Origin of the sequence: Arthrobacter alpinus, assembly GCF_900105965.1 — a bacterium.
GTDB classification, from domain to species: Bacteria; Actinomycetota; Actinomycetes; order Actinomycetales; family Micrococcaceae; genus Specibacter; species Specibacter alpinus.
Genome location: NZ_FNTV01000001.1, coordinates 2,814,083 through 2,826,346, shown reverse-complemented (window position 1 = coordinate 2,826,346; position 12,264 = coordinate 2,814,083). Strand labels below are relative to the sequence as shown.

Genomic DNA, 12,264 nt, shown 5'->3' with positions numbered 1-12,264 from the left:
TGGGATCCGTGGGACGGTACTTCAAAGGCGTCTTGGGGAGGACGCCTATGAGAAGTACCTTGACCACCACCAAGCCACTGGCTGCGCGGCGCCGCCCTTGACTGTCAAGGAGTTTTGGCGGGACAAGATGGACCGCCAGGATGCCAACCCGGAGGGACGCTGCTGCTAACAGGGCATTTGCGGTGAAATGAGTCGTGGCCACGACCCCGTGCGCAACACTTGTGTGCAGGACGGATCCGGCAACGCCGTGAGAGACTTACATCATGAGTGACGAGGCGCAGATTCCGGCCACTGACCATCCGGCCGAAGGCAAAATTATGGACAGCTCACCCACGGCCGCCACGATGGGCGGCGCGCAACATGGCGTGCAAAACGAGGCCGCCCCGGCACGTTCGCCAAAGCCGAGCAACGTGGCCGAGATGGTGGATCAGCCGGACAAGGTGATGCGAATCGGGACCATGATCAAGCAACTGCTTGATGAGGTCAAGAGCGCACCTTTGGACGACGCCGCCCGGTTCCGCCTCGCGGAAATCCACCAAGCCTCCATCAAGGAGCTTGAAGATGGCCTGGCACCGGAACTGGTTGAGGAACTTCACCGACTTAGTTTGCCATTCACGGAAGAGAGCGCGCCCTCAGACGCAGAGCTGCGCATTGCCCAAGCGCAGCTGGTTGGCTGGCTGGAAGGTTTGTTCCACGGCATTCAAACGGCGTTGGCTGTTCAAGCCATGGCCAATCAGCAAACGGCCGCCCGGCTGGCACAGCGCCAACTGCCACCTGGAACGGTGATTGCCCCGGGAGTGGTTGTGGGCGAAAACGGCGAACCCCAGCGTGCGCCGTCGGGTCAACAGCATGCTGCGGGCACCGGCGATCCAGGCTTTGGTCGGCGTGATTCCAGCGATCCAGGGCAATATCTATGACCGGCGTGCTCAAAGGACTTTTCACTTCCTCTCGCCAAGCCAAGCGCGACGACGCCGAGCTCGGTAAGGGCGTTTGGCGCCGCACACACGATAGGTTCCGCCGTGGACTTGACCGCTTCCACCAGATGCTCGAAGGTCTGGAAGAGGCCGGTGCCGCACCCAACCAGAGCCAAGAGCAGGCTGCTGCGAATTATCAGGCAATGGTGATTGTGGCCAACAATCTCGCAGAACTGCTTCCCGCCGTGCGCGCCATCGCGATGGGTGCACAAATTGCTGGCCCCAGCGAGGGTATGGAAATTCCCACTGGTACCGGCGGTTATCTCAATGACGTCCACCGCGAACTTTCGCGGGCCGGCAATGCCCTTGCAGCTACAGCGGAAGCGCTCGCCTTGCTGCGATTGGGTGCGGGCGAGGTGTCCGGGGTGGAGCTTAAGGCAGCACTTGTGCACCAGCAGGTGGACCGGGCCGCCGAACTGCTCAACACAAGGAAATCTACCGGCGGGTAGCAGCTTGTTCAGGTCCACGGGGCACAAAATGACGTGATCTGCATCACAAATCATATCTGAGTGAGGGCAGCCTGCCCTGGCGTCGATTACGATCAATTTGCATTCGCTAATTATTATTGACGCCGAAGGGCTCCCATGAAGACCTGGTTTACCAAGAAGCAGTTCAGCAAGACCGCCGTGGCCGTGCTGGCCGGCGCATCAGTCTTGACACTTGCCGCCTGTGGCGGCTCCACCGCCCCGCGGATGGCACCAGCGCCGCGGCAGGTGCACAGGACTCCATCACGGTGTACAACGCACAGCATGAATCACTCACACAGGCGTGGGTTGACGAATTCACAAAGGAAACCGGCATCAAGGTAACCGTGCGCAACGGCGACGATCTTGAGCTGAGCAACCAGATCATCGCTGAAGGCGCCAAGTCGCCGGCCGATGTTTTCCTCACCGAAAACTCGCCCGCCATGACGCAGGTTGAAAACGCTGGCCTGTTTGCCGACATCAGCGCCAAGGTCCAGGAGCAGGTCCCGGCCGAGTACCGCCCATCCACCAACAAGTGGACCGGCATTGCCGCCCGCAGCACCGTCTTCGCCTACGACAAGACCAAGCTGAGCGAAGACCAGCTGCCCAAGTCCGTCATGGATCTGGCCCTGCCGGAGTGGAAGGGCCGCTGGGCAGCTTCACCCTCCGGTGCCGATTTCCAGGCCATTGTCTCTGCCATGCTCGAGCTCAAGGGTGAGGCCGCCACGGCTGATTGGCTCAAGGCCATGAAGGACAATTCCAAGGCTTACAAGGGCAACTCCACGGCCATGAAGGCTGTCAACGCCGGTGAAATTGAAGGCGCTGTCATCTACCACTACTACTGGTTCGGTGATCAGAACAAAACCGGCGAGAACTCCAAGAACGTAGGACTGCACTACTTCAAGAACCAGGATCCAGGTGCGTTTGTCTCCGTTTCCGGTGGTGGCGTTTTGGCTTCCAGCACGCACCAGGACAGTGCCGCGAAGTTCCTTGAATTTGTGACGGGCAAGGGTGGCCAGGGCATTCTGCAGACCGGTACCAGCTTTGAATACCCGGTTGGATCCGACGTTCCCGCCAACGACAAGCTGGTCCCGCTGACGGAATTGCAGGCACCCGCGGTTGATGCCGCCAAGCTGAACTCGAGCAAGGTCACCGAGCTCATGACGGCGGCCGGGCTACTCTAGTTTCAATGACTCCACAACAAAGTACGAAGGCGGCTGGCGCGCCGAGTTCCAAAAATTTACGTCACACGGCCAGGGGCCGGGGCTCACGCCTCGGCCCCTGGCCCGTCGTGGTCCTTTGCGTACTGATCGCGGCGTTCTCCCTGCTTCCACTGGGATACGTTGTGGCAGCCACCGCCAATACGGGGTTGGACACCATCATGACTTTGGTGTTCCGCCCCGTGTTGGCGAATTGCTGTTTAACACCCTGGCGCTGGTTCTGATCACCGTGCCGTTGTGTGTGGTGATTGGCGTTGGCGGGGCATGGCTTGTTGAACGCACCCGGCTGGCTGGGCACAAGGCCTGGGCTGTGCTGCTGGCCGCGCCGCTGGCCATTCCGGCGTTTGTGAACAGCTACGCCTGGGTCAGCGCAATCCCGTCCCTAGGCGGCATTTTCGGCGGGGTGCTGATCTCCGTCCTTTCATACTTCCCGCTGGTCTATATTCCCGTCGCCGCTGTGCTGAGCCGCTTGGACCCGGCCCTGGAACAATCCGCGGCATCCCTCGGCTTGGGGCCTTGGCACGTCTTCTTCCGGGTGGTGCTGCCGCAGTTGCGCATCGCAACAGCTGGTGGGGCCCTGCTGGTGTCACTGCATCTGCTGGCCGAATATGGCGCGTTCGCCATGATTGCTTTCGACACCTTCACCACGGCCATCTACGACCAATTCCGGTCAACGTTTAATGGGGCTGCGGCCAATATGTTGGCGAGCGTGCTGGTGCTTTTTTGCTTGCTGCTGTTGCTGGCAGAATCCAAATCACGCGGAAGTGCCCGTTACGCCCGCGTAGGTTCGGGCGCTCAAGCCAACCCGCGCCGCTTGTCCTTAGGCTGGTACCAATTTCCCGGCCAGCTCTTGCTGATCGGAATTTCGGCGCTTGCCCTCGGCGTGCCGCTGTGGCATGTGGGCCGCTGGGTCATTGCCGGTGGCGCCGCCATCTGGGAAGCCCCCGCGCTCATGAACGCTTTGTTGCAGACACTTGGCTACGGCTTGGCAGGAGCCGTGCTGACAACGGTGTTGGCCTTCCCCCTGGCGTATTTGGTGATCCGGCACCCCGGACCGTTTAGCAAACTCTTAGAAGCTGTCAACTACATCTCCAGTTCCATGCCCGGCATTGTGGTGGCACTGGCGCTCGTCACGATTACCGTCCACAACGTTCCGGCGATCTACCAAACCTCTGTTGTTCTGGTGGCCGCGTACGCGTTGCTCTTCATGCCGCGAGCGTTGGTGAACCTCCGAGCCGGGCTGGCACAGGCGCCGGTTCAGCTGGATGAAGCCGCACAAGCGCTGGGCAAACCACCCCTGTTGGCCTTCTTGCTGGTCACCCTGCGACTTTCTGCTCCGGCTGCCGCCGGTGGTGCGGCCCTGGTGTTTTTGGGAATCGTGAACGAACTGACGGCCACGCTCTTGTTGGCGCCCAACGGGACTCGCACGCTGGCCACCGAGTTTTGGTCGCTGAGCAGCGAAATTGATTACATGGGGGCGGCACCGTACGCCTTGCTGATGATCGTGCTCTCGGCGCCCATGACGTACTTACTCTTTGTGCAATCCAAGAAAGCCGCAGGACAATGAACACCTCGCCCAGCAACACCCGCGACCACCTGCAGGTCCGTGATATTCGTAAGAGCTTTGGTGGCACCGAGGTGCTCAAGGGTGTGGACCTTGGGGTTGCCCCCGGACGTACCACGGCCATTGTGGGGCCCTCAGGCTCGGGCAAGACAACCCTCTTGCGGCTGATCGCGGGATTCTCGGCGCCGGATTCCGGCCGGATTGCCTTGGGCGGCTCGGAGGTTGCTGGCGCAGCCCAGTGGGTTCCTGCCCACAAGCGCAGCGTGGGTTACGTTGCGCAGGATGGGGCCTTGTTCCCACACCTGAGCGTTGGTGCCAACATTGCCTTCGGTCTGCCTCTGCGCGGCAAGGCAGCGGCGCTGCGAGTGGGGGAGCTGCTGGAGATGGTTTCCATGGACCGCTCCTACGCCAAACGCCGCCCACATCAGCTATCCGGTGGCCAACAACAACGCGTGGCCCTCGCCCGTGCACTGGCCAGGCAGCCTGAGCTCATGCTGCTGGATGAGCCTTTTAGCGCCCTGGACGCGGGCCTGCGTGTGTCTACACGCCGGGCCGTGTCCCAAACCTTGGAACAGGCCGGTGTCACCACCATTTTGGTGACCCACGATCAAGCCGAGGCCTTGAGCTTCGCCGATCAAGTGGCCGTCATGCGCGACGGAAAGCTGGCACAGATCGGCAGCCCGTTCGTTGTTTATACGCGCCCCATTGACCGGGCCACGGCCGAATTCTTGGGTGACGCCGTCATCCTCGAAGCGTGGATGGAAGGCTCCCTTGCACTGTGCTCCTTGGGCGGCATCCCTGTTCGGCGCCCGCCCGCCCAAGGCAAAGTCCATTTGATGCTGCGCCCCGAGCAAATCCGGATCGCCAGCGGCGGGCCCATTCGCGGGCGAGTGGTGGACACGGACTACTTTGGCCCCGAAACTACCGTCCGCATCCAGCTCGCGCCGATCCAGGGCGACGCCGAGCATCCCCTCGATCCGCACCAGCCGGTCGGCGGGGAGATCATCAGCATCAGGCATTGGAACGCCATGCTCGCCCGCCCGGGTACGGAGCTATCTCTGAAGGTCGTCGGTGAGGGAGTCGTTTTCCCGCTGGACAGCTGACGCCGCGGTGGCCGGGCCTGTCCAGATCAACCACCGTCGAACTCTTAATTCGCCATAGCCGGTCGGTGCCAGCAGCGCCACGGCAGGAAGCGTCATGCTGAGCAGGATGAAGATGCCAAACTCGGCCCAGCTAGGCGGTGGCGTTGCTGAGGCTTGGTGCGGTGCCGGATTCGGCGTCGGACGGTGAAAGCTCCAGGGTAGAGGGCAGGTGAACAGCTTCCTCATCGCGGTGGCGACCAAGGACTGCCAGGGCAATGCCGGCCGCCGACCACACCAGCAGCACCAGCCAGTGGATGCCCATCGCTGCGTCCGGGAAGTAGGACAGGTCCCGCAGCAGGGTGCCCGTGGCGCCGGGGACGAACCACTGGCCGATCTCGCCCCACGGTCCCGGAAGGAACTCCTTGGGAGATGCCAGGGAGGAGATCGGGTTGCCGATGAACATGGTCAGCACGGCGCCGACCGGAATGCCCGGCTTGCCCAGCAGCGACTCAAGCCCAACAATCGTGATGGCGATGGCAAAGAGGCCCAGCCCCATCGCCAAGGCGTTGAGCAAGTATGGTCCGGACAGGATTCCAAGCCAGCCCTGCAGGATGCCGACCAGGCCGAGCCCGCCCGCCACGCCGTACGCGGCGGCCGCCGTCAGCCGGCGTCGGAATCCGGTCACCACCAGTGAAATTAGGACGCCACCAATCATGCCGCCCATGGCCAGGGGCAGGCCCAGCAAAGCCAGTCCCGTGCCGCGGGGATCCGCAGGATTCAGGGGTGCGACGTCGGTCAGGCTTACCTTGGGTGCACTGACTGGCGCTACTGCTGCTGCGACGGCCCGCAGGTCTCCGGCGGCCAGCGCCGCTTGTACCGCGGCGGCCTGCGCACCGGCGCCCTGTTGTGCCAGGGCCTGGGAAATGCCGGTGGCAGCCTGGTTCATGATCTGAACAACCACGGGGCTGGCGGCGGAGGCCGTCACCACTTCAACGCCCGAGCCATCCTCGGCAACCACGAACGCGCCATAGGCGGACCGGGTCTCTACGGCGTTGACGGCGGCGGCCCGGTCTCCGGCGGAGTTGATCGCGAAGGCGCCAGACTTCTCGAGCTGGGTGGTCAGCGTGGCTGTGGCCGGGCCGTTGCCTGTGATGACGACGGGAAGGTTGTGAACGCTGGAGGTCACCGTGGGCCATAGGAAGGCCAGCAGGACGACGGCCACAAGAGCTGCTGCCCCCACAGCCGTTGCGAGAGTCAGCCCCCAACGGGTGTGGGGTGGTGTGATGGTTGACATGGGTGCTCCTTGGGGCAGCTCGAAAGAAAACGAATGATCGTTCTTTATTAAGGCAGTTCAGTGCTTCCGTGTCAAGAACGATCGTTCTTTTTTCCTGATAGTCTGCATCACATGCCCCGTGTAAGTGATGAACACAGACAAGCAATGGCCCTGCGAATCGAGCAGGCTGCCTTGGAGTGCGCCCATCGCAAGGGCTTGGCTGTCATGTCCATGGCTGACATCATCGCCGAATCCGGGCTTTCCGCCGGCGCCATCTACGGGTACTACAAGGGCAAGGATGAGATCCTTGCCGCCTTGGCCACTCGTTTGGTTGGTGGCAGGGTGGCCGTCCTGGACCGGATGGCTGCCCGTGTACCCGTGCCCCACCCGGCTGAGGCGTTGCTGGAGTTCATGGACACGGTCTCCGGCCCCATGCGCGACGGCGGACTGGTGGTTCAGATCTGGGGTCTGTCCTCGCATTCGGAATCCATCGGCGCCATCGCCCGCGACTCCTATGACCAGATGGTGGAGCACCTGGCAGGCTATTTGGCTACCTGGTACCGGGAAACCCAGGGTTTGGATGCTGAGGCTGGAATGCGGGCGGCAACGGCAATTCTTCCTGCGGTACTTGCCTTGATGCAGGGCTGGCTTTTTAAGGTTCCCATGGCGGGGACTCGGGACGATGCGGCCTATCTGGCTGCCGTTGCCGCCTTGCTGCGCAATCTCTAGGCACTCACCCACCGCATAAAACCAAGCGTTAAACCAAAAAACCCCGCCGTGGCGGGGTTTTAGTGGAGCCTCCAAACAGAATCGAACTGTTGACCTTTTCATTACGAGTGAAACGCTCTACCAACTGAGCTATGGAGGCCTGTGTCCTGCTACAACCCGAACCGGGTTGACGTGCTGAACACAAGTAACAACTCTAATATGCGCGGGCCTGATGTACAAAATCGGCAGGCCCGCGCTCATGCTTATTTCAGCAACTGGTCCCGGATGCCGGAACCTTGCCATCCACAAAGTAGGCATCCACCGTGGACGTCAGGCATTCGTTGGAGCGGCCATAGGCCGTGTGCCCCTCGCCCTTCCACGTGACAAGAACGCCCGAATCCAGCTGCTTCGCCAGATCCTGCGCCCAGGGGTAGGGTGTTGCCGGGTCCCCGGTGGTGCCAATAACCAGAATGGGGCCGGCCCCCGCTGCAGAGATCGGGGCGGGTTTTCCTGTTGCCTTGTAGGGCCAGTATTTGCAGGTCAATCCCGAGTAGGACAACAGATCGCCAAAGGTCGGTGCGGCCTTCTTCAAGAGTTCGGCTTGTTCGCGCATATGTGCCGTGTCCGAGTTCATGGGGTAATCGAGACAGTTGATAGCCGTGAACGCGGCGGAGGTGTTGGAGTTGTACACGCCGCTTGAATCACGATCGGCGGAGAAGTCGGCCAGCATGAGCATGCCGGAGGCGTCACCGGCAAAGGCCTGCGTCAACGCCCCCTTCAGCGGCTCCCACAAGTCCGTGGAGTACATACCAAAGGCCAAGGCGCCGGTGAACTCGGTGCCCGTCACAACCCGGCCTTCTGGTGTTTGTTGCGGAGTTGCGGCGTAGACGCCGTTCAATTCCTGGATCTGCCCCATGGCGTCATCCACGGTTCCTGACACAGGGCAATCGGTGCCGGTGAGGCAATCGGCAGCCCAGGCCCGCAGCGCGTTTTCAAAGCCAACAGCCTGCCCCATGGACACCCCATCGATATCCAGGGACGGGTCCATCGCGCCGTCAAGGGAGAACTTCCCCACCCGGTCCGGGAACAGCCCGGCGTAGGTTGCGCCAAGTTTGGTGCCGTAGGAGAAGCCCATGTAGTTCAGCTGCTTATCGCCCACGATGGCACGCAAAATATCCAAGTCCCGGGCGGAGCTTACCGTGTCGATGTGAGCCAGCTCAGATCCGGAATTTTTTTGGCATAGTTCCGACTGCTTTTTCGTCTCGGCCTCGGCGGCGGCAAAGCCTGCATCAGTGGAGAGATCGAAGTCTTGCTGCCGGGCGGCATCCGTCTGGGCGTCGTCCAGACATTTCACGCCGGCCGAACGCTGTACTCCTCGTGGATCAAAACCCACCACGTCATAGGCGCCGCGAAGTTTGTCAGAGAAATACGTCTGTGCGCCGTCCTTGACCATGTTCACCCCGGATCCGCCCGGCCCGCCGGGATTGACCAGCATGGCGCCAAGCCTCTTGCCACTGGCCGGCAGCCGGATCGCGGAGAGCTTGATGGAGTCATCGCCGGGCTTTTCATAGTCCAGGGGCACCTTCACCTCGGCACATTGAAAACCGCCGTTGCAGGTGGTCCAGGTGACCGGCTGCGTGTAAAAGTCCTTCAGCTCGGCGGGAACATCGCCCACAATCTCGGCCGAAGCAGAGGTCTCCGTATTCTTCTCCGGAGCCAACACGGAGCAGGAGCTCAGCAAAAGAGCCCCGATGCTGGCCGCAACCGTGAGAATCAGGCGGTGGCGCCGTCGAACATGAGCAGCAGGCATACGGAAGTCCTTCACAGGTTAGAGCAGGCTGACTGCCATGGCCTCAAGGGCCAGCAGCGGGGCAACATTGGTGGTGGTGAGTCGGCGGCGGGCCGCGTTGATGGCGTCCAGCCGCTCGAGAGTGGATTCGGGGCGGGCGCGGGCGGCAAATTCCACCAGCGCCGTGCGCAGTGGTTCATTGACCAGTTCAACCGATGCGGGCCCATCGCCGGACCCTCCCCGGGCGTCCAACTGCAGAACCAACACATCCCGGTAGAAGGACAACAGGTCCGTCAGGGCACGGTCCAGGTGGTCCGTCACGGAACGCTTGGCACGGCGTTTTTGGTCCTCTTCCAAGGCACGGACCTGGCTGCGCAGGGATGGCGGAAGCGTCCCGGTCTCGGGGGCGCCAAGGTTTCGCAGCAACGTGGCCTTTTCAACGGCGTCGCGCTCTTCATTGGAGGAGGCAGCCTCGGCCTGGGCCAATTCCAGCAGGGACGCAGCGGCCATGACTGCAGTGGTGACATCACGCAGGTTCAGCGGGAGCCTGACAGTGGCATCGCGGCGCTCCCTGGCTCCGGAGTCAGTGGCCAGGCGGCGGGCAATGCCAATGTGGCTTTGGGCGGCGCGGGCGGCCGTCAGTGCCAGCTCGGGGTCAATCCCGTCACGGCGGACCAGGAGCGCGGCAACATCGGCCACGGGAGGCAGTCGCAGGGTCAGGGTGCGGCAGCGCGAACGGATCGTGACGAGGACATCGGCAGGGCTGGGGGCACACAGAATCCAGATGGTGCGCGGCGGCGGCTCCTCGATCGCCTTCAGGAGCACGTTCGTGGTGCGCTCTGCCATGCGGTCCGCATCTCCGACGATCATGACGCGCCAGCGAGCCGAGGAGGGGCTGTCGTGCGCCTTGCGCACAAGGGCCCGCGACTCCTCGATCGTGATGGTCGTTTTCTCCGTTGCCACAAAGGTCACGTCAGCATTGGTGCCGCTCATGGTGGTGTGGCAGGCCTTGCATGCCCCGCAACCACGCGCGGCCAGTTCGGGCTGCTCGCACACAAGCGCGGCGGCAAAGGCCAACGCCGCATTGGAACGCCCCGAACCGGGTGGGCCGGTCAAAAGCCACGCGTGCGTAGGGGAGCCGGACTGCGCGGCCCGGCGCAGCTGCGCCACCACGGATTCCTGCCCCTGCAGGTCAACCCAGACGCTCATGAAACGCCAATAAGTGAGGAGACGCGTTCTTGAATTGCTTTCGAGAGCTCCGTGACGGAGCCGTCGGCGGGGAGAACCAAGTAGCGCTGTGGATTTGCGGCGGCCAGTTCCAGGAAGGCAGCGCGAATCGTGGCGTGGAAGTCGTCGGGCTCGGACTCCATCCTGTCCTCCGCAGCTTCCCCAGCGGTTCGGCGTTCGCGGCCCTCGGCAGGGGAGACGTCCAGCAAAACTGTCAGGTCCGGCCAGAGCCCGCTCGTGGCCCAATCGTTGAGCTTGACGATTGCCTCCGTGCCAAGACCGCGTCCGGCACCCTGGTATGCGATCGAGGAGTCTGCGTAGCGGTCACTAATAACAATCTCACCGCGCGCAACGGCCGGTGTAATCACCTGTGTGGCGTGCGCAGCTCGGGCAGCGGCAAAGATCAACGCCTCCGTCTTGGCATCAATCTCTCCCTGGCCGTGTTCGAGCACCAACGATCTCAGCTTTTCGCCCACGGGAGTCCCGCCCGGTTCACGGGTTCGCAAAACTGTGCGTCCGGCGTCGGACAGGGCCTGGGTGAGCAAGGCGGCCTGGGTGGATTTTCCGGCACCGTCGCCACCTTCAAAAGCAATGAAGAGGCCCGGCTGCGCGGCAGTAGAAAGAGTCACTCCACCACCCTACCGGCCCAAGCTGTATGGACCCTTGACCCCGGAACGCGTTGTCCACAAGGGAGCGTCCCAAATATTGAACACCTGTGTCATATTGAGCCCGGCGGCGACGTACGCGGTCTACGCTGGACGGTATGACGCACCAGCCTTCCTCGCATCCCGACAATCTCCACCCCGACACCGTTGTGGTGGCCGCAGGAAGACCCGCGCGCGAGCATGACGCCCCAGTGAACCCGCCGATCGTCCTGTCCTCGACCTATGTGGGCACGGGGACGGTAGTTGATGGAGACAGGGCGTACGGTCGCTACTCGAACCCCACCTGGGATCCGTTGGAAGAAGCACTGTCCCAGCTGGAAGGCGCTACGCTCCCGGGCCTGATCTTCAGTTCGGGCCTTGCCGCGGTTTCCGCCGCCTTGTCCTTGATTCCGGCAGGCGGGATCCTCGTGATGCCGATCCACTCGTATCAGGGTGCACTGGTCATGGCGCAGGAGCTGGAGGCCAAGGGGTTGTTCACGCTGCGGACCGTTGACATCGCCAATAACGATGAGGTCATTGCCGCACTCACCGGGGCAGGGGAGAAGGCTGCGGACATGCTGTGGTTGGAGAGCCCCACAAACCCCATGCTGGAGGTGGCCGACATCCACGGCCTGTGCCGCTCCGCGCAGGCAGTTGGCGCCGTGGTGGTCACTGACAACACCTTCTCAACGCCTCTGGTGCAAAAGCCGTTGGAGCTCGGCTCGGACATCGTGCTGCACTCGGTCACCAAATACCTCTCGGGGCACTCGGATGTCATCATGGGGGCCTTGCTGACCTCAAACCCAGAGCTGCGCAATGCCCTTCTGCACCACCGCTCCATCCATGGCGCCATCGCCGGACCCTTCGAGGCCTGGCTGGCCTTGCGTGGACTGCGCACCCTGGCCTTGCGGGTAGAGCGCTCGCAGGCAAGTGCCATGGAGCTGGCCAGCCGTCTTGACGCGCACGACGGCGTCAGCCGAGTTTTGTTCCCCGGCCTGCCTTCCGACCCCGGTCACCTCAGGGCGCAGGCGCAGATGACCGGCTTCGGCTCGATCCTGTGCATTGAGGTTGAAGGTGGCGAGGCAGTCGCCGAGGCCGTGGTTGAGGCGCTGCGCCTATGGACGCCGGCCACCTCGCTGGGAGGCGTGGAATCACTCATTGAACGCCGCCGTCGGCATGCAAATGAGCCCATCTCCGTACCGGCGAATCTGCTGCGCCTGAGTGTTGGCATTGAAAACGTTGAAGACCTCTGGGCCGATCTGGATCAGGCACTGACCACGGTGACTGCGTCCGAGTAGCGCCCAGGGCGCCGGGTGGGT

Annotated in this window: 10 protein-coding genes, 1 tRNA gene and 2 pseudogenes; 8 read left to right on the top strand and 5 right to left on the bottom strand. The window is 62.7% G+C overall.

Annotation, left to right across the window (positions count from 1 at the left end):
• Positions 1–4: 4 nt before the first annotated feature.
• The 6 genes and pseudogenes from BLV41_RS12805 (at position 5) to BLV41_RS12780 (ending at position 5,325) form a co-directional block, all read left to right on the top strand.
• The gene (locus BLV41_RS12805) at positions 5–169 is read left to right on the top strand and encodes a YbdD/YjiX family protein (RefSeq protein WP_074713306.1); all 165 of its coding nucleotides are present in this window, start codon (positions 5–7) and stop codon (positions 167–169) included.
• Positions 170–263: 94 nt separating this feature from the next.
• Complete coding sequence (locus BLV41_RS12800; RefSeq protein ID WP_074711912.1) at positions 264–917, top strand: bacterial proteasome activator family protein; 654 nt, start codon at positions 264–266, stop codon at positions 915–917.
• Positions 914–1,423, top strand: a complete 510-nt coding sequence (locus BLV41_RS12795) for a hypothetical protein (protein WP_074711911.1) — start codon at positions 914–916, stop codon at positions 1,421–1,423. The genes BLV41_RS12800 and BLV41_RS12795 overlap by 4 nt, the downstream gene beginning before the upstream one ends.
• Positions 1,424–1,558: 135 nt before the next feature.
• A pseudogene (locus BLV41_RS12790) lies at positions 1,559–2,622 on the top strand (iron ABC transporter substrate-binding protein).
• A 5-nt stretch (positions 2,623–2,627) separates the two neighbouring features.
• A pseudogene (locus BLV41_RS12785) lies at positions 2,628–4,225 on the top strand (ABC transporter permease).
• Positions 4,222–5,325 (top strand): ABC transporter ATP-binding protein, encoded by a 1,104-nt coding sequence (locus BLV41_RS12780; protein WP_074711910.1) that lies wholly within the window; start codon positions 4,222–4,224, stop codon positions 5,323–5,325. The pseudogene BLV41_RS12785 and the gene BLV41_RS12780 overlap by 4 nt, the downstream one beginning before the upstream one ends.
• A gap of 130 nt (positions 5,326–5,455) precedes the next feature.
• Here BLV41_RS12780 and BLV41_RS12775 read toward each other — a convergent pair whose 3' ends face one another.
• Entirely contained in the window at positions 5,456–6,598 is a 1,143-nt protein-coding gene (locus BLV41_RS12775; protein WP_074711909.1) for a hypothetical protein, read from the bottom strand.
• Between the two features lie 111 nt (positions 6,599–6,709).
• Between BLV41_RS12775 and BLV41_RS12770 the strand changes: the two genes are divergently transcribed.
• A complete protein-coding gene (locus tag BLV41_RS12770; protein ID WP_083360766.1) occupies positions 6,710–7,306 on the top strand; it encodes a TetR/AcrR family transcriptional regulator in 597 nt (198 codons plus the stop codon).
• A gap of 63 nt (positions 7,307–7,369) precedes the next feature.
• Here the strand turns inward: BLV41_RS12770 and BLV41_RS12765 are convergent.
• From BLV41_RS12765 to tmk, 4 genes are all read right to left on the bottom strand, one after another.
• Positions 7,370–7,445, bottom strand: a tRNA-Thr gene (locus BLV41_RS12765).
• Positions 7,446–7,553: 108 nt separating this feature from the next.
• Positions 7,554–9,095 (bottom strand): alpha/beta hydrolase, encoded by a 1,542-nt coding sequence (locus BLV41_RS12760; RefSeq protein ID WP_074711907.1) that lies wholly within the window; start codon positions 9,093–9,095, stop codon positions 7,554–7,556.
• Positions 9,096–9,113: 18 nt separating this feature from the next.
• Positions 9,114–10,283, bottom strand: a complete 1,170-nt coding sequence (locus tag BLV41_RS12755) for a DNA polymerase III subunit delta' (RefSeq protein ID WP_074711906.1) — start codon at positions 10,281–10,283, stop codon at positions 9,114–9,116.
• Entirely contained in the window at positions 10,280–10,930 is a 651-nt protein-coding gene (gene tmk, locus BLV41_RS12750; protein ID WP_044579982.1) for a dTMP kinase, read from the bottom strand. Before tmk ends, BLV41_RS12755 begins: the two co-directional genes overlap by 4 nt.
• A gap of 134 nt (positions 10,931–11,064) precedes the next feature.
• Between tmk and BLV41_RS12745 the strand changes: the two genes are divergently transcribed.
• The gene (locus BLV41_RS12745) at positions 11,065–12,243 is read left to right on the top strand and encodes a trans-sulfuration enzyme family protein (protein WP_074711905.1); all 1,179 of its coding nucleotides are present in this window, start codon (positions 11,065–11,067) and stop codon (positions 12,241–12,243) included.
• Positions 12,244–12,264 lie beyond the last annotated feature (21 nt).